Source organism: Bacteroidales bacterium (genome assembly GCA_035299085.1).
Taxonomy (GTDB): Bacteria; Bacteroidota; Bacteroidia; order Bacteroidales; family UBA10428; genus UBA5072.
Genome location: DATGXG010000024.1, coordinates 212343 through 231445 on the forward strand (window position 1 = coordinate 212343; position 19103 = coordinate 231445).

Below are 19103 nucleotides of genomic sequence, written 5' to 3' on the forward strand. Positions count from 1 at the left end.
GTGGTTAAATTTGGCCCGGTTTAAAGCCGGGCCATTGTTTTATAATGCTATTTTGCGAGTTGTTTTCTTTTCGCAAAATAGAGGTAACTGAATGCAATGATAAGTACGGCTGGAACTATTGCCATATACAAAAGTGTATTTGCCCCTGCCGCCAATTGGATGCCCTTTAATAGACCAGGGTCAGATGCAGCCTCCGCTGTCGTCAAAGCATTTATTCTTGCGTCATAAATAGCGCCAAGTACCGGCTGGGCAATAGCCCCGCCAAGGAAACCGATACCTCCCATAATGGCCAGTCCGAGTGCGCCGCTCTGGGGAATATTCTCTGATGCAAAGCCCAGCATTGACGGCCAGAAAAAGGCCACTCCCAATGCAAAAACAGCGGCTGCAAGAAACACCATCGAACCTGATGTATTGCCTAAAAGAACTAATCCTGCAAAAGCCAGGATGGCTGATGTGAGCAACACAACGGTTGAACGCATGTTGTGTATTAATGTACCGCCAAACTGGCGGGCAAGTGCCATAATCCCGGATATCCATACAAGCAGCAGGATGGGATTATCGGAAACATTCGACATTAATGCAGCAATCCACTGGTTTGTCCCAAGTTCGGTGGCTGCTGTAAGAAGCATACAACAGGCTATGAAAATAAACAGGGGGCTTACACAGGCTTTGAGCATTTGCTTGTAGCTGAAACCAGAGACCACTCTTTCAGTCTGGGGAAATTTCTTATTCAGGAACCAGATACCGTACCATAGAGTGGGTATAAGCATGGCCCCCATTGATACTCTCCAGTCGGTGACACCGGTCTTATTGAAAATATACACCATCAGACCGCCTATGACGATGCCTGTGGGAAACCAGGCATGAAACCGGTTAAGCCTGCGGGTTTTTTCATCGGTGTACATGCTGGTGATAAGAGGGTTGCAGGCAGCTTCCACGCTTCCGTTACCAATGCCCACCAACAGGGTGGAAACAAAGAGTGTCCAGAAACCGGTTGCAAAAATGGTCATGATAATTCCGGCTACATGACAAATAAAGGCAATCAATATGATCTTTCCGATACCAATGATGTCCACTAACGGTCCGCCAAAAACCATGGCCAGTGTAAAGCCCCAGAATGCCGTTCCGACAATCCAGCCAACCTGTGTATGGCTGAGGTTAAACTCATCAACCCAAATCTCAACAAAAGAACCTCTTGTGGCAAATGCAAGTGCAGTAACCACTAATGCCACGCAACTGGCACTGAACAATGCTGATTTATTGATGGAATTCATTGTAATGAGAATTAGTAAGTAATCGGAATGGTTACTTAAATATACTATATAATTCTCATTTTCAAAAAAAAGCCCTGTAATGAACTTAATTACAGGGCTGAGCATGATGAAAGGAAAAGAATCATTTTCCTTTCCTCTTTGATGATTTGTCCGACATGGTTTTTGCAGCAGCCGATTTTTCTTCCTTGCTTGATTTCTGATCTCTCATAGTCTTTGAAGCTTCACTCGCTGACTTTTTATCTTCCGTTTTCTTTGCCATAACGCTTATATTTTGATTAATCTAAACATTATAACAATTCGAATTACAGAAAGTTGCTGATGTTTATCCTACAAATTGAGCTGCCATTTCCGAAGGAGTCACCCACTGCACCGAAGATCCGAATGCCTTTTGTATGCGTTCTGCCAGTGTTGCCAGTCCCTGAAGGCCAAGCTCAGTGCCTTGTGTAAAAAGCGACTGCCAGTGTGTGACAATTACGGCAGGATATCCGCCATCGATCAGGTCCTTTATCCGTCCCGTTTTTCCATCCTGAGATACAAGCCGGTCTATCCCGTTTTTTATAAAATCTACACGTCCTTTTTCATCGGCTATCTCCATGCTCCAGAAAGTATCACCTGCATTGGCGGGTATGCTGACAACCTTTTGATTTCTTTCCGTGTCATCATACTCAACCGACATTGGGACCGGTTTTTCAGTATCCTCTGAAAAATGAAGAAAATACCAGGTCAGATTGCGTTTATAAAGGTTCCACTGGGCATCGCCAAGAGCTTTGGCAAATTTCTTTTCCACATCAATACCTGAAACCCAGGGACAGGTAATTCCTTTCGGTTCCATGCCCACATTGCTAAGTATCTGAAAAGCAAGCGTGAAATACTCGACAATTTCATCAGGTTGAGCCTGTGTAATCCAGGCATCTTCATAGATATGCATATACCCGCCGGTTTTCAGGTTATAGGCATTAAGATGAGTCAGGTATTCAGGAGTCATATCAAACCGGGTCGCGATTCTTTCCCGCACCAGCCGCAGAAATTCCAGTAAATGATCCTGCGGCACTTTCTTCAGGGATTTATCAATTCTTCCCAGGCAGCTTGGCATGGGTATAAGCGTGAGTTTCCCGCGGATATCATACTTGTCGAATGTATCCGCCACCCTGCGGGTGAATTCATGCGGAATCAGCAACGGCGTTTCATAACCGGGTATCTCATAAAAAAGCGGGTCAACCGGTGAACCGTCGTCAATGAAAAGACAAATGGGAGCAGGACCTTTATAATTCACCGGAGACCGTGCGATCTGAGGCTCAACTGAGAGCCCTTTAACAACCGATGGCATGGCGCCCATCAGTAAACCGGATCCGGTCAATTGCAACATCCGTCGACGGGAATAACTATTTTCCATCTCTGTATAAATTCAATTCAGTTTCAATTATATGGCTGCTTCTTTATCAGGGCGTTGAGAATAGGATTAACCCAGGCTTCTTTAGTCACATCATAAACAATAAAATCACTGTCGAACTGCCAGTAAGCCCAGCTGAAATTCAGTTTTTCGGCCGTTCGGGCTACAAATGCCGTATACCGTGCCCTTGATTCCATATCGGCTTTATCATACGATCCGAATTCACCAAGGTATATCGGCCTGTTGTTTTTAACTGACCAGTCAGCTGCGACCTGCAGTTTAGATTCAACCTCCTTTTTTTCATCAGGGGTTCCTGTCCATGTAATGCCGCTGAGGTTTTTAAATTCTGTAGCCCATGCCGCACCCTGGTGAGTAAACCGCATCGGGTGATAAAAGTGAACGGTAACAATGATATTCCTATCTTTTTCAGGCAGCTTGAGAGTATTAAGACTTTCTATGCCGTTCCAGTTGGCGGGACCAATGATGAGTGTGCGGTTCGGGTTCGTTTCCCGGATAATATTCATAGCCTCAACAAGGAATGAGTTCCACATATCCACGGTTAGCTTCTGGTTAGGTTCATTCAGTATTTCAAAAATCACATCGGAGGGCTTATCCTTATACCTGGGAGCAACCTGTTTCCAGAATGAAAGAAACATTTCTTTTTTTGCCATGGGATCATCTGCCATCGCGGTGAATTCATGAAGGTCAAGTATGACAACCAGGTGTGCCTCAAGACATTTATTTACAACCCAATCAAGTGTCTCAAGCCAGTGTGGATCCAGTGTATTAGTCTGTTTATCCATGAATGAAAACGGGAACAGGTTAACGCGCACAGAAGAGAAACCTGCCTCTTTAATCATTTTGAAATAGGGTTCCTTAAAACGGCCATGGGTATAATCTTTCCAGAATGCCCGGTCATAGCCCAGAACATTAACACCCTTACCAATTTTAAGATTCTGCTCTTTGGCAGCAACAACCTGCGCCTGTGAAAAAAGGCTGATTGAAAGTCCTGCAATGCACAGGGCAATTAATAACATGGATTTTTTCATGGAATTCATTTTATGGGATACTAAGTTAAAACTACTGAAAAAGCGTTGAATTTAGTATGGAGTTTTGATTTTGTTTTTCATCAGCTCAATCGCTTTTGCAAGCCTGTTTTGTCGTGTTTCTTCACGCCTGGCTTCGGTTATCCACCGAACATATTCCTTTTTATGGGTATAGGACAACTTGTTGAAATATTCCAGAACATTTGTTTCCTTGTTCATCAGGGCCATCAGATCATCCGGTATTTCGACTGTTCTTTCTTCAAGATCTTCTTCAATAACAACATGAACCTTATCACCGGGGTTTTTACCGGTAGCCTTCCTGATTTCCTGAGTGATGCCCAGCCAGTGACATTCTCCACCCATTTTAACAAGTGATCCCTTGTAAGGAACCCCGTCAATCAAAGCCTTCACCTTAACCCTTCCCTTCCCGAACTCCTTTTTCACGTCATAGGGAAATTCAATAAACCCGGCATTCAGGCTTTCATGTTTTTTAATGACGGTATCAAATTCAAATTTTACAGCTGACATATACTGAACAGGTTTATCAAATTTACAAAGAAAAGCCCTTTCCTTCCGTCAAAGCTTTATTGTAATTTTCCCGGTCAAAAGAATACAAATTCGGCGACCGGTGCGGACCTATCTTTCGCTGCACATTAAGGTGTTTAAGGATTCCGATCCCAATGATCTTCTTCTGGAAATTCCGCCTGTCGAGTGAACGCCCCAGGATAGTTTCATATAATTTCTGCAGTTCCGGCAATGTGAATTGTTCCGGCAACAAATTCATGCCCAGGGGTTCGTATTTAATCTGGTGCCTGAGCGTTTCCATAGCCAGTCCGATCATGTGCTCATGATCGAAAAGCATAAGGGGTAACTGTTCAAAGTTCCACCAACAGCATTCTTCAGAAAACTCATCTGCAACAGGAATTGTACGTGTAAAATCAACCAGCGCATAATAGCCGATTGAAACGGTTCTGTTATCAAGCCAGGTTCCCAGTATATCATTATAAAACTTATACGACTTCAATAGGGGACTATCGAAAGTCAGGTTCCGCTCGAGATCTCCGAAGGTATGATACTGCTTTAAAAAGACATCATCGAGCCCGGTTCTTTCCTTTAATATCCGGCTGGCAGCAGAATTTATGGATTCATTCCGCAGAATATAACCACCCGGCAAGCACCATCCTTCAACGCCTTTCCACCTTGTAAGCAATACTCTTAGCTGGTTTTCATGATATCCGAGTATTACACAATCAATCGAAAGCTGTGGGATAAAAAATTTATGCCCCTCCTGAATAAAAGTATATATATCACCCTTTGAAACCATGGTTTAAAAGTAAGAAATTCTATTGTGTAAAATCTACATAATTAAATTATTTAGTATTATTGTGTATATTTTACGCATTTAATACTCAAATTATGAAAACCAAAAGAATCGTATGGCTGACAGCCATTTGGCTCGTAATGACCCAGTTGTCGTTTTCCGAACAGTGGGTGCAGGATTTGAATAAAGGGTGGACATTCCATAAAGTAGGCTCTGCCAAGTGGTATAATGCCAAAGTTCCGGGATGCGTTCACACCGACTTAATGGATAACAAACTGATCCCTGATCCTTTTTATCGTGATAATGAGACCAAAGTACAATGGGTTGATAAAAACTCCTGGGAATACAAAACCGACTTTACGGCAGATGAGGCTCTGATGAAAATGGAACGCATCATTCTCGATTTTAAAGGCCTTGATACCTATGCTGACATTTTCGTAAACGACAGGCTGCTTAAATCCACTGACAATATGTTTTGCGAATGGGAAGTAGATATTAAACCGGTTTTGAAATCCGGTGAGAATACGCTGAGGATTCTGTTTCATTCACCTGTTGCCATGGGTATCCTTAGTCGCGACAAGTTTAACCTTGAAGCCCCCAACGGATACAACCTGGAGTTCCTTAACAATGACTGGCCGAATGTTGGTCCTTATATGCGTAAGGCAAGCTATATGTTTGGCTGGGACTGGGGTCCCAAACTTACAACAAGCGGTATCTGGCGGCCGGTATATCTTAAGGCATGGAACACCGCAAGGATAAATTCCTTGTCAATAGTTCAGAAAGAAATAACAGCCAAAAAAGCGAAAGCATCAGCTGTATTTTCAATTGAATCCTCCGAATCTATGGATGCAACCCTGAACGTTGACTATAGTTTGAATGGATCTAAAATCAGTGTAAAACCGGTACCGGTTAACCTTAATAAAGGCATAAATGAGGTTTCTGTGGATATTGAAATTGCCAAACCGGCGATTTGGTGGCCCAACGGCCTCGGAGCCCATCCTGTTTATTCCTTTACCGGTTCCCTGAAAGGGCAGGAAAAGGAACTGGACCGTATCAGCACGAAAACAGGCCTGAGGACAGTAAAACTTGTTCAGAAACCGGAGTCTGATGGCGGATCCACGTTTTATTTCGAAGTGAACGGCGTACCTGTTTTTGCGAAGGGAGCTAATTACATTCCATCGGATATTTTTCCTTCACGGGTAACCGATGATCATTACAGGGAAATGCTGAAACTGGCTGCAGATGCGAACATGAATATGCTTCGCGTTTGGGGTGGCGGTATCTATGAAAGTGACCTGTTTTATGATTTGTGTGATGAACTGGGTTTAATGGTCTGGCAGGATTTCGCTTTTGCCATATATCATATGCCCGATTACAAAGAGTTTTATGAATCCATTCAAAAAGAACTGGGAGATAACATCACACGGTTGAGAAATCATCCAAGCATCGTATTGTGGTGCGGCAATAATGAAACCGACCTTTTATGGAATGTCCTCTTCAAACGGTACTTTGGCATTCCCTATGATGAAGCCGAGGGAAAGCTGCTCGAAAGTCTGATTCCCTTTCTCCCCGCAGTTGACAGTATCAATCCGGTTTCAAAACAAAGGGTATTAAAAGAATACGACACTGTGTTTTACTCAATTATACCTGAGGCCATTCAGAAATATGATTACAATGCGAGGGATTACTGGCCTTCCTCTCCGATGGGCGGGTACAGGAAACCCGGTACCATGACAAAGCCCTATTCAGGTGATATGCATTACTATGTTGCCGTTATCAATAAACCATTCAGTGATTACTTCGAAATGCAATCCCACTTTTTCAGCGAGCATGGTTTTCATGCCTGGCCGGATAAGAAAACTGTGTATGAATTCACATCAGTTTCTGACCGGTCTGAAAATTCAGCAGTGATGAAATCACATATCAAGGCCGCGAACGGAAGCACCTTGATAAGAAAATATATGGATATGTATTATAAATCGCCAAAGAACTTTGATTCGTACCTTTATGTTTCGCAGCTATTGCAGGTACATTGTATGAAAATGGCTTTGGAACTCCATCGCAGCCGGATGCCCTTTACAATGGGAACGCTTTACTGGCAGCTGAATGATGTATGGCCTGTAGCATCATGGGCCAGTCTGGATTTCCAAAATAACCCGAAGGCGCTGCACTATTTTGTGAAGAAGGCATTCAGTCCGGTTATTGTAGTTCCTTCGGATTACAAGGGACAATTTACGGTAACAGGAGTATCCGATAAATTGCAAGACATTAATGCCACCTTGCAGATGAAAATAATGGATTTTTCGGGTAAGGTGCTTTGGAGTAAAGAATCACCGGTAAAATTAAAAGCCAATTCCAGCCAGGTTGTTTATGAAAGCAAGACCACTGAACTGATCAAAAACATCGATACTACGAAGGCAGTTTTTGTGGCAAAGCTTATGCAGGGAAAACAGGTACTTGCAGCAAACGAATTCTATTTCTCAGAGCCAAAAGATTTAAGTTTCACAAAAGCAGATATCTCCCGCCAGGTGGTTGAGACGGCAACCGGGTATACGGTAACATTAACCAGCACAGTACTGCAAAAAAATGTTTGCCTGAGTTCAGATGAAGACATAAAATTTTCGGACAATTATTTTGATTTGCTTCCTGGGGAGAAAGTCACGATTCAATGCACTACCTCTGGAAAAATTGAAAACTTCAATGATAAGCTGAAGGTTATTTCATTGGTGGATACATATTAAAAAGAGAATCTCAACAAAAGGCCACCCCTGAGGGTGGCTTTTTTTTATGCACCGGCTTTGACACAAAATATCAATCAATTAATTGTAATTTTAGCTTTACTGTAAAAATTCATTCCAGTTTAACTTCCTCAGGGAAATAAATAAGTATGCTGCTGACAAAACTACATATTCCTTCATCCGGCGATCACATCGTTCACAGGTCCGGGCTTTTTGATAAATTAAACGCCGGACTGAACCGGAAATTAATTCTGATATCCGCACCGGCCGGCTTTGGTAAAACTACCCTGGTAAGCGACTGGATCAATCAACTAAAAATACCGGCAGCATGGTTTTCACTGGACAAGAGCGACAACGATCCGGTAGAATTTCTAAGCTATGTTATAACCGGGATACAAACCATACAATGTGAATTCGGGCAAAATGCACTAAGGTTGCTGAAATCACCGGGCGAAACAGGAATAATGTCCATTGCCGACTTATTAATCAATGAAATGATTACTATCGGACAAGACTTTATCCTGGTGCTGGATGATTTCCACTTAATAAGCAGCGGCGAAATAAAGAAATTAGTGACTTATTTTTTAGAACATATTCCCGGTAATATTCATTTTGTCCTGTCTTCCAGGTCAGATCCCGTTTTGGAAATGGCCAGGTTACGAAGTCAGAATCAATTGGTGGAATTACGCGCCAGTGATCTTTGCTTTAAGACAGAAGACATTTCTTACTTGTTTAATAAAAAATTAAAATTAGGATTGTCTGTTGACGATATCCACACACTTGAAAACAAAACGGAAGGCTGGATTGCCGGACTGCAGTTAACTGCCCTGTCATTACAGAGCAATGCTGACATTTCAGGATTTATCAGGGCATTTAAGGGCGACAACCGGTATATCATGGATTACCTGATTGAAGAAGTATTAAAAATTCAGACAGAAGATGTTAAGGAATTTCTGGTAAATACGTCCATATTGGAGCAATTCTCCGCACCGCTGTGCGACGCTCTGTTAAACAGAACTGACAGCCGGTTAATCCTCGAGAAACTGGAAAAGAACAATTTATTCGTTTTTTCGCTTGATGCTGAACGGCAATGGTACAGGTATCACCATCTTTTTGCCGACCTGCTTAAGCAAAGGCTTTTACTGAATGATTCCACAATCGTGGAAATACTTCACAATAAAGCATGCATTTGGTTCGAACAGAATAATCTGTTCGATTTGGCGATAGCACATGCCTTAGAAATAAAAAACTTCGAAAAAGCCATACAGCTATTGGACAGGATTGTTGAATCGCTGTGGCAAAACGGCCATCATACCGTAATCATGAACTATGGCGATACGCTGCCGGATGAATTAATAAAGAAGAATCCGGGTTTTTGCTTGTACTACTCCTGGATCCTGATCACATCGGGTCAAATTCAAAAAGCACGGCCGTTTCTGTTAAGCGCCGAACAAATCTGCGTACAATTAATTAGTGATAAAAGCTCTTCGAAAGATACGGTTCAATTTTATGGAAAGCTTCTTGGAAAAATAGCGGTTGCCTTTGCTTATTCATTCTCAAACGAAGAACATTCGGATAAAATCTTCGATTATTGCGAACTGGCCATGAAACATCTTACCGCAGATGATCCTTTGTGGTATAGCTGGGCATGGTTTTCATCGGCTATTGCACAGTATTCGAACGGAGACTTGTTGGCAAGCAAAGCGGCCTTTAATACGGCTTTTGAATACGGAAAGAAATCCGGAAATATCTACCTGATATCAACAATTGCTATCCGCATGGCTGAAAACGAACAACAATTGGGTTTTTATAAGACAGCTTACCAAAAATGTATTGATCTTTTAGAATTACTGACTGATAAGGGCTATCTGCAAATTGCAAGGGGTGATTGGACATTTGCTGCCCTGTATTTTATCCTGGGGATTTCGCAATACAACTGGGCAGAAAATGATAAAGCCATTGAAAATATAAAACGTGCTTATGATTTGAGTAAGCAGGGGAAAGATATTTATCTGAAAATTACCATTTTGATGGTATATTCAGTAGTACTCCTTGAACTCGGAGACAGTGAAGCGGAAAAGAAAATACGGGAGCTGGATGAATTATACTTTAAAAACAGTATACCTCCTTTTCTGAAGTCCTATTATATAGGATGGAAGATTTATCTCTGTTTCGAAAAAAACGATCTGGATAAAGCGCAGAAAATCGTTTCTCACTATGATCTGGACCTTAGTAAAGAAAAGACACCGGCTAATGAATCGGCCTATTCATCGTATGTGCGTCTGTTGATGGCACAAAACAGGCTGGATGAAGCAGAATCCCTGCTTTCAGAACTTTATGTCCTGGCAAGGGAAGGAAAGCGTAATGAAAGAATGATAGATTGCCTGGTCTCATGGGCCATTTTGCATGAAATGAAAGGCAGGCATGATGAGGCAGTATCACATATCATCCAGGCCATGGAACTGGCTTCTGATGAAAATTTACTGATTGGCTTTGTATTAAGAAGTCATGAAATCAATGCTCTGCTTAAAGATGCCTATAAAATACAGACTACAACAAAAACAAAGATTTCGGATCGTTTTATTGAAAACCTTAAAATGGCTGTTGACCGCAGAACAAACCAGTTGAAAATGAGAACATCCTCTGAGCTCAGCTCCCGTGAACTGGAGACACTGAAGATGATCACCGGGGATCTGTCAAACCAGGAAATTGCAGATAAGCTCTTTATTTCTCTGAATACGGTCAAAACACACTTAAAAAACATTTATTTAAAACTTGAAGTGGACAGTCGTTCAAAAGCTGTAGCAAAAGCAAAAGAAATTGGATTGTTATAGCACGTTGCTATAGTTCCTGTTTATAAAAATCACCCCCGGAATCACCCCCGGGGGTGATTTTTTTTTACCGGGTACCCCTCACCTTTGATCCATTATTAAATCATTTAAAATGAGCGGTAAAACTGAAATTGTAGTACGCGGGCACCTGGATAAAAAATGGAAGAATTGGTTTGCCGGTATGGATATAATGTATGAGGGGGAAAATACAATCATCTCAGGTAAAATTACCGATGAATCCTTTTTACACGGAATTCTGAATAAGATCCGCGATTTAAACCTGGTGCTTATTTCCGTAAATCCATCGAAATAAAACTGAAAGTCCTGAATTCAATAAACATAAAATGATTACAATGAAAAGAATAATCTCAACAACAGTCATTCTTACTTTGCTCACGACATGGGCATTTAGTCAGAAATTTACTCAAACAGTCAGGGGAACTGTAATAGATAACGATAATAAGTTACCACTGATAGGTGTGATAGTGACCCTACCGGCTTCTAACCCGCAAGTAGCCGCTGCAACCGATGTAAATGGCAATTTCAGGCTGGAAAAAGTACCAGTCGGCCGGATATCACTACAATTGAACTACGTCGGATATGATGGGTTAACCCTTTCAAATATAGAAGTTAATTCCGGTAAAGAGGTTGTCCTTGAAATAACAATGAAAGAGTCAATCATAAAAATAGACGATGTGGTAGTGAAGGCTTACAGGAAAAAAGGCGAAGCCATCAATGATATGGCTCTTCTCAGTTCAAAATCCATTTCAACCGAACAAACAAAAAGATACACAGGTGGAATGGAAGACCCTGCACGCGTGGTTTCCAGTTTTGCTGGTGTCACGAGTTCGCCTGATGGGAGCAGTGATATTATAGTAAGGGGAAACTCACCGAAATATATGCAATGGCGTTTGGACGGAATTGAAATTCCAAGCCCCTATCATATGGATGACCAGAATGCTTCTATGGGTGCCCTGACAGCCCTGAATAACAACCTGCTGTCCACCTCCGATTTCTACACAGGGGCATTCTCTTCAGAGTATGGGAATGTGCTGTCAAATGTGATGGATGTGAAACTGAGAAGCGGAAATAACGAAAAAATGGAAGCAACCTGCGGGATTGGTATTCTGGGTACTGATCTTACACTCGAAGGACCTTTTAAAAAGGGCTATGGCGGGTCATATCTGATAAACTACAGGTATTCCACTGTTTCGCTGATGAAAAAAATAGGCCTGGTAGATGTAGATGGTGTAGTGAATTACCAGGATGCAACCTTTAAGGTATTGCTCCCTACTAAAAAAGTGGGTACATTCTCATTCTTTGGCCTGGGAGGGTTGAGCGGCTTTTCAATGGATAACATAAAACTGGGAGCATTCACCACTCCCGGCAGTCCTGCAGAAAATGCCAACGTAATTAAAGATTATGACAAGTCTGCTTTCCTTGCCAATTTCGGAATCAATCATACCTTAACGGTAAATAACAACAGTTTTGTAAAAACCTCCCTCTCCTATTCCGGTAATGGATTTGATGATGATATTTATTCGGCGGAGCTAATAAAAACATACGATAACGAAGGAGTATTATCCGGTGATTCTGCCATTAACAGGCATCAGAGTTTTGAAAGCCGCGTGATGAATTCTGCTATAAGGGGCGCAATTTCCTACAGCAACAAGATCAATGCAAAGAACAAAATACAGGTTGGAATCAAATACACGTTAAACCACTTTGACTACAATCAAAATATATATAATAACCAGTCTGCGGCAATGATAAACGTGACGGATTTCAGAAAAAGCGGCGGTCTCCTGAATAGTTATATTAACTGGAAAAGCAGTATTAACGATAAGATTACTTTGGTGGCAGGGCTACATAGTATGAATGTTTTGATCAATAACAAGTATACCCTGGAGCCCAGGATTGCTGTAAACTGGAAGCTTGGCAATACAGGTTCTGTTCATGCCGGTTATGGAAAACACAGCACCATGGAAAGCGTGCATAATTATTTCACAAAAATTCAGCAACCGGACGGAACAACTACAGAACCCAACAAAAACCTGGGATTATTGAAATCCGACCATTTTGTAGTTGGTTACGAAAAGCGCTTTGGTACGAATTTACTGGCAAAAGTAGAAGCTTACTATCAAAACCTTTACAATTTGCCTGTTGAGAACCTCGATACCAGTTATTATGCAACCATCAACGAGGGAATTGATTACAGGTATGTAGCGCTGGTAAACAAAGGAATCGGTAAAAACTACGGGGTTGAATTTACCCTGGAACGGTTTTTCGATGATAACTATTATTTTTTAATCAATGCTACTTTATATGATTCGAAATACAAATCCCTTGAAGGTATCTGGCGAAATACACAATACAACAGCCGGTACCTGGTAAATCTGTTATGCGGAAAGGAATTTAAAAACATCGGCCATAAGCAAAACAAAACGCTGGCCGTGAACGCCAAGGTATTTTTGGGCGGTGGCAAAAAATACATTCCCCTGTTAAGAGATGCGCAGGGTAATGTCTCCGTTGATCCGTCACACAATAAATTCTGGGATTATAAAAAAGCCTATGATAACAAACTGGATAACATCTACTATGTAAACCTGTCCGTAAGCTATAAAATTAACAGGTCGCATGCTACTCATGAGATTTTCGTTGATATGATGAACCTTACAAACAACCAGGCAAGATTATCAGAATACTATGATGAAAGCAAACAGGGAAAGGTTGGCTATTTAAAACAAATGTATTTCATTCCCAATATTATGTACCGCATTTATTTCTAACTTGAATCGCGAAATTCAATTAATCAGGTCCAAAGTGAAAGCAATATACCAGGCCAAATACGGCCCGCCGGAATCCCTTCAGTTCAGGGAAATTGAAAAGCCTGTTCCCAAAGCCAGAGAAGTTTTAATTAAGGTTTATGCCTCTACGGTAAACAGAACCGACTGCGGATGGCTCAGGGGTAAGCCGGTATTTGTCAGGATAGTAACGGGCATTCCTGTTCCAAAGAATAAAGTCACCGGAACTGAATTTGCAGGAGAAATCGAAAAGGTCGGTAAAGGAGTGAAAATATTCAAGCCCGGAGAAAAAGTGTTTGGCTTGAACGAATTCAAACTGGGATCCCATGCAGAATATATGGTTATGTCAGAAGACGGTCCGATAGCTGCCATACCAGCAAATACGAGCTATGCCGAAGCTGCTCCGATATGTGAAGGTGCTTATTATGCCCTGTGTGATATCAGGGCAGCCCACATTCAGAAAGGGCAAAAAGTCCTTGTAAACGGTGCAAGTGGTGGTATAGGTTCGGCAGCAGTTCAGCTTGCTGTATACTTTGGTGCAGAGGTTACAGCAGTATGCGGTACCAAAAACCTGGGACTGATGAAATCACTGGGAGCGACAGAAGTGATCGATTATACCTGCCAGGATTTTACAAAGAGCAATCAAAAGTACGACCTTGTGTTCGATGCGGTGGGAAAAAGTTCTTTTAGAAAATGTAAACCCATCCTGAAGAAGCGTGGGATTTACATTTCAACTGAACTTGGATATATGGGTCAGAATCCCATACTGGCACTTATAACGCCGCTATTCGGTAACAAAAAAGTACAGTTCCCGATACCTGCGATCCGCAAAAAAGATGTTGAATTTTTAAAAACTCTTGTGGAGGAGGGTAAATACAAACCGGTTACAGACAGGGTATATCCCTTCGAACAGCTCATTGAAGCCTTCAGATATGTAGAAACAGGGGAGAAGACCGGAAATGTAGTCATACAATTTAACCATGTATAAAGAATTAAAACAAATACCATGAAAGCAGTTGTGTTGGAAAAATATGGATCGCCGGAATTTCTCAAAATAAAGGAGGTTGAAAAACCGGTTCCTGGAGAAGATGAGGTACTGATAAAGGTTCATGCTGCTGCTTTAAACGATTGGGACTGGCAGGTAATTTGCGCGAAATCCCTTGCAAACCGGATCATGTTCGGGTTCTTCAAACCCAGGATCAATATTCTGGGCTGCGATATTGCCGGGCACATTGAAGCAGTCGGCCCCAAAGTCAGGAAGTTCAGGCCCGGAAATGAAGTTTATGGTGATTTATGTGAATGCGGATTTGGTGGTTTTGCCGAATATGTAACGGCAAAGGAAAATGCGCTTGCATTTAAACCTGCGGGTATGACATTCGTTCAGGCTGCCGCCATACCCCAGGCTTCCATGCTGGCAGTGCAGGGGCTGATTGACGGGCTGAAAATCAAACCGGGACAAAAGCTATTGATTAACGGCGCCGGTGGAGGAGTTGGTACTTTTGGCGTGCAGATAGCCAAATTATTCAATCTTGAGGTAACGGGTGTCGACTGTGCTGAGAAACTGGAAATGATGCGGTCAATGGGTTTTGATCAGGTTATTGATTACGCAAAAGAGGATTTCACAAAAAATAAGAAGAAATATGATCTTATTCTTGACAATAAAACAAGTCGTTCCCTGTTCGATTATTCCCGTTCACTAGCTAAGGATGGTAAATATGTAACAACAGGAGGCAATAATGGCAGGCTTTTACAGGTGGTTTTCTTTGGATGGATCGTCGGCAGGATAAAGAAAAAGAAATTTCAACTGGTCATCCTGAAGCCAAATAAAGACCTGGCCTACATTAACGAGCTATTCGAAACCGGGAGAATAAAGCCTGTTATAGATACTGAATACCCCTTAGAAGATCTTGCCAATGCATTCCACTATTTCGGTGCCGGGCATCATAAGGGGAAAGTGGTGGTCAGGGTTTAATTAGTGAAATTTGAAAAGAAAAGCCACTGGTATAATGGCTTTCAGTTTCAGTATGAGTTATAGTCAGAATTAGGGATCCAGAATCATTTGCATTCTACAGATGAAATAAAAAATCTGCAGTTACGACGCCATTTGCATTTGTGGTTGTGTGCCAGGCAAAAGCTTATCGCTTTGATCAGGTTTGGTCATTAAAGCAGTATAGAGGGTAGTATTGTAAATATAAGCAATTTACAAACCACAACAATATCCTGTTCCATTTAGGTTTTTCAGGCAAAAATTGCTTTTGATATCAGCCTGTACTACATTTGATTTTCGGTTTGTCCCGTCAGCTTTATTCATTCTGGCTCCTTTGGAAATTGATTAAAACAAGTATTGTTATGAGACTTACTATTTACCTTTTTTCAGTGGCTTATCTTGTTCTTTCACAAAACCTTTTCTCCCAAGAGAAACCGGGCCAATGGAAACAGCATATTGATTCCGATTTGTCATGGGTGTCAACTGACACGACAACACCCCTCTTTGCCGAATATCAGGTTTATCCAACGCCTTCAAGAGGAAAAGATACACAAGGGAGTTTTATGATTTACCTTCCTGAAGAGTATCAGAATACCCTTAAAAGATTTCCTGTGATTTACTTTTTACATGGAGGAAATGGAACCCAAAAAGACGCGGAATGGCTGATGAAAATAATGGATAAAGCCATTAAAGAAGGAAAGATGCCCCCGGTCATTATTGTCGGCCCCCAGGCCTTACCTATTGGATGGTATTGCAATGCAAATTCCGGTGCAAAAGGAGTAACCAGCGGGCCTGTAGAAGATGTATTGATGAAAGATCTTATTCCCTATATTGATGAGCATTACCGGACTATTGATGACCGCTCCGGCCGGGGTCTCGAAGGTTGGTCAATGGGTGGCTTCGGAGCCATGAGACTTGGTTTCAAGTATCCTGAAATGTTTGGTTTCACTTCATCCCTGGCAGGTGCGCTGATTGACTTTCAGGACGAACACAATCCACAGTACCTGGTCAACACATTTGGCCCTGCAACAGGACCGGGCTCGGAAAAATCCATTGAATACTTCAACTCAGTACATCCACGATTTTATGCCGGGAAGAATGCTGAGATAATAAAGAGCAATGTAAAAGTAAGGCTTATTATCGGCGATCAGGACTGGTTGTATAACAATAATGGTAAGTTTATAACTAATAACTTCAGTGATTATCTCGATTCACTAGGTATAAAACATGGCTATACCGTCTTAGAAAATGCTGGACATATGTTCCCGTTAGAATTTGCTGATGGAACCAGGGAATATCCGATTCAGTTCTGGGTGGATGCATATAAAACTTTGGTAACGACGTCCGCTATTAAACATATGAAGGAATAATCTACGCTTCGGATGGTAAAAAAGAAAGACTCCTTACAAAAATGTTAAGGAGTCTTTTCTTGTAGCGGGGGCAGGACTTGAACCTACGTCCCGATTTCATCGGGATATGAGCCCAACGCCCTTAATATGTTTTTATGGGAATTAAAATATAAAAACCGGATCTTTTATGATCCGGCCTTTTTGGTAGCGGGGGCAGGACTTGAACCTACGACCTTTGGGTTATGAGCCCAACGAGCTACCAACTGCTCCACCCCGCAATGTTGGATGGCAAAGGTAAACTAACTTTGTTATAAAAAAAATTGTTTGGGAATAAAATATTAAAGATTATGAAATTGAGAATGTAAGACCCTGCAATTATACCAGATTCGATATTCTTAAATCAGTGTTCCTTGTTCGGTGTTCGTTTGATGGGACACATACGACCTATGGGACGTATGAGAGTGCCGGTATCCAGCGTCCAGTAACCAGCTCCCGGCGCATTTCCTGTGCCGGCAGATTGCTTCGTCGCGATTCATTCTGCGATAATCATTTTTGGTCCGGCTCCTCGCAATGACGTGACTTTTTCCGCCATCCAGTATCCAGCATCCGGTATCCAGCATCCAGAATCACTTCTCCTTCTTCAAATCCTCCAACAACGAGCCTAGCTTATTTACATAATCGGTGAAATCGGATTTGTAACGGATGGAATCGTCACGCTTTTCCGGCAGTTCGATCTTTATGTGATGCCTTACCGTGGCTGGGTTTGAATCAAGGATGTACACATCGGTGGAAAGGAACACGGCTTCACTTTCAGAATGGGTCACAAAAATGACGGTGGGATCAATTTTTGCCGTTTCGAAAATAGAACGCAGGAAAACCTGCACCTGCTTCCTTGTCACAGTATCCAACGCACCGAATGGTTCATCCATCAATAGAATCTGCGGATTTACCACCAGGTTACGCGCTATGGCTACACGCTGTAACTGTCCGCCCGACAAGATCGGGTACTTGGCCCATTTGCTTTCGTGTCCGCTCAACCCTACAATTTTGATCATTTCCATTGCCTTCTCATTGGCCTCATCCTTCGGAACGCCTTTGAGGATAAGCGGTAGTGCCACGTTCTGCAACACCGTTTTCCATTCAAATGAAGTATACTGCTGAAACACCATCGGAATCCGGTCTTTGTCGGTCCTCTTTTTCCCGTAAATATAAACTTCCCCCGATGTGGGAATCTGCAATCCGGATATATACCTGAGCAATGTGGATTTCCCGCAACCTGATTTCCCCATGAGGGTAATAAACTGACCCTGGTTCTTAATATCCTTAATATCAAGGCAGAAATCCTTAAAAACAATGTTGGCAGGTTTATGATCGGAATAAACCTGGTTGATATTGACAAGATTAATGATATCGGTTGATTTCCCGAATGGAACCTGCGACACAGGAGCCTCTGAGGCCCCACTTACCTCTGCAGCCTGACCGGATACCGATGATTCGATTACCTCGTCTTCAGTTTTCTGAAATATATTCCGCTTCATGATCAGGCGTATTTAAAATTGAAAATCTTTCTGTCAAGCCACTTGAGCAGCTTATCCTGGACAAATCCTATAAAGATGATCAGCAGGAGCACCGCGTATAGCTGATCGACATGTGAACCGCGCGAAGTGGCCATGTAGATCATGGAGCCGAGCCCGCCCTGTGCATTCACCATTTCGGCTATCACAATATATGTCCAGCTCACGGCAACCAAGTTGATCACATCCATTGAAAAACGGCTTAAAACGGAAGGAATGTAAAAATGCTTCAGGGTCATCCATGGGCTCGCGTTAAGGGTCCACATGGTTTGCTGCAGGGCTTTAAGATGATCGTCGGTCTCAATGTCTTTTATCCGCTGGGTTATGGCAGGCAACAGGTATACAAAAATACCGAATGCAAGGAACTGTACTTTCACTCCGAGTCCCAGTCCGAATAAAGCCATAAAAATTCCGGTTGTGGCCGGAAGAGGTGTAAACCGGATCGCTTCGATTTGTTTGCTGACAAGATGCCTGAAAAACGGTAGCAATCCAACCAGGAATCCTAACGGAATGGCAATGGCCATGGCCTGCAGGTAACCTCCCATGTTGATAAAAATGGAATACCCTGTATTATACACGAGATTCCTGTCAACAAAAAGGGTTTTAAAACATTTGATCACATCAACAGGTGACGGCAGTATGGTGGATTTTATCCATCCCATTGTAGGGACCAGCCACCACAGAAAAATGAGCAGGATCCATCCCAGGATGTTCAATGCCAGTTCCGTCTTTTTATCGACGTTTCCGGCGAACGTAAACAGCTTTTTCACTAATCCCATAATATCCGGT

General features: G+C 42.2%; 15 protein-coding genes and 1 tRNA gene. 7 read left to right on the forward strand and 9 right to left on the reverse strand.

What is annotated here, in order from left to right; translation table 11 throughout:
• Positions 1 to 47: 47 nt before the first annotated feature.
• The 6 genes from VK179_07245 to VK179_07270 all read right to left on the reverse strand — a co-directional run bounded on the left by VK179_07245 (position 48) and on the right by VK179_07270 (position 5034).
• Complete coding sequence (locus tag VK179_07245) at positions 48 to 1274, reverse strand: MFS transporter (GenBank protein ID HLO58520.1); 1227 nt, start codon at positions 1272 to 1274, stop codon at positions 48 to 50.
• A 121-nt stretch (positions 1275 to 1395) separates the two neighbouring features.
• A complete protein-coding gene (locus VK179_07250; GenBank protein HLO58521.1) occupies positions 1396 to 1533 on the reverse strand; it encodes a hypothetical protein in 138 nt (45 codons plus the stop codon).
• A gap of 63 nt (positions 1534 to 1596) precedes the next feature.
• On the reverse strand, positions 1597 to 2667 hold the full coding sequence (locus tag VK179_07255) for a hypothetical protein (GenBank protein ID HLO58522.1): 1071 nt from the start codon (positions 2665 to 2667) through the stop codon (positions 1597 to 1599).
• Positions 2668 to 2690: 23 nt separating this feature from the next.
• Positions 2691 to 3713, reverse strand: a complete 1023-nt coding sequence (locus VK179_07260; GenBank protein HLO58523.1) for a glycoside hydrolase family 5 protein — start codon at positions 3711 to 3713, stop codon at positions 2691 to 2693.
• Positions 3714 to 3764: 51 nt separating this feature from the next.
• The gene (locus tag VK179_07265; GenBank protein ID HLO58524.1) at positions 3765 to 4238 is read right to left on the reverse strand and encodes a YdeI/OmpD-associated family protein; all 474 of its coding nucleotides are present in this window, start codon (positions 4236 to 4238) and stop codon (positions 3765 to 3767) included.
• A 22-nt stretch (positions 4239 to 4260) separates the two neighbouring features.
• Entirely contained in the window at positions 4261 to 5034 is a 774-nt protein-coding gene (locus VK179_07270; protein ID HLO58525.1) for an NUDIX domain-containing protein, read from the reverse strand.
• Between the two features lie 92 nt (positions 5035 to 5126).
• On the opposite strand from VK179_07270, the gene VK179_07275 reads away from it, so the two are divergent.
• From VK179_07275 to VK179_07305, 7 genes are all read left to right on the forward strand, one after another.
• Positions 5127 to 7772: a glycoside hydrolase family 2 protein gene (locus VK179_07275; protein HLO58526.1), complete on the forward strand. Its 2646-nt coding sequence runs from the start codon at positions 5127 to 5129 to the stop codon at positions 7770 to 7772.
• A 146-nt stretch (positions 7773 to 7918) separates the two neighbouring features.
• A complete protein-coding gene (locus VK179_07280) occupies positions 7919 to 10603 on the forward strand; it encodes a LuxR C-terminal-related transcriptional regulator (protein HLO58527.1) in 2685 nt (894 codons plus the stop codon).
• A gap of 109 nt (positions 10604 to 10712) precedes the next feature.
• Positions 10713 to 10913, forward strand: a complete 201-nt coding sequence (locus tag VK179_07285) for a hypothetical protein (protein HLO58528.1) — start codon at positions 10713 to 10715, stop codon at positions 10911 to 10913.
• A 40-nt stretch (positions 10914 to 10953) separates the two neighbouring features.
• Complete coding sequence (locus VK179_07290) at positions 10954 to 13389, forward strand: TonB-dependent receptor (protein HLO58529.1); 2436 nt, start codon at positions 10954 to 10956, stop codon at positions 13387 to 13389.
• 34 nt (positions 13390 to 13423) lie between these two features.
• Positions 13424 to 14392: an NAD(P)-dependent alcohol dehydrogenase gene (locus VK179_07295; GenBank protein ID HLO58530.1), complete on the forward strand. Its 969-nt coding sequence runs from the start codon at positions 13424 to 13426 to the stop codon at positions 14390 to 14392.
• 18 nt (positions 14393 to 14410) lie between these two features.
• A complete protein-coding gene (locus tag VK179_07300) occupies positions 14411 to 15376 on the forward strand; it encodes an NAD(P)-dependent alcohol dehydrogenase (GenBank protein ID HLO58531.1) in 966 nt (321 codons plus the stop codon).
• A 377-nt stretch (positions 15377 to 15753) separates the two neighbouring features.
• A complete protein-coding gene (locus VK179_07305; protein HLO58532.1) occupies positions 15754 to 16761 on the forward strand; it encodes an alpha/beta hydrolase-fold protein in 1008 nt (335 codons plus the stop codon).
• 181 nt (positions 16762 to 16942) lie between these two features.
• On the opposite strand, the gene VK179_07310 is transcribed toward VK179_07305, so the two are convergent.
• From VK179_07310 to VK179_07320, 3 genes are all read right to left on the reverse strand, one after another.
• Positions 16943 to 17018, reverse strand: a tRNA-Met gene (locus VK179_07310).
• A 348-nt stretch (positions 17019 to 17366) separates the two neighbouring features.
• Positions 17367 to 18278 carry an ATP-binding cassette domain-containing protein gene (locus tag VK179_07315; GenBank protein HLO58533.1) on the reverse strand — a complete coding sequence of 304 codons (912 nt, stop codon included), beginning with the start codon at positions 18276 to 18278 and terminating at the stop codon, positions 17367 to 17369.
• Positions 18279 to 18280: 2 nt separating this feature from the next.
• On the reverse strand, positions 18281 to 19093 hold the full coding sequence (locus tag VK179_07320) for an ABC transporter permease subunit (protein HLO58534.1): 813 nt from the start codon (positions 19091 to 19093) through the stop codon (positions 18281 to 18283).
• Positions 19094 to 19103: the final 10 nt, after the last annotated feature.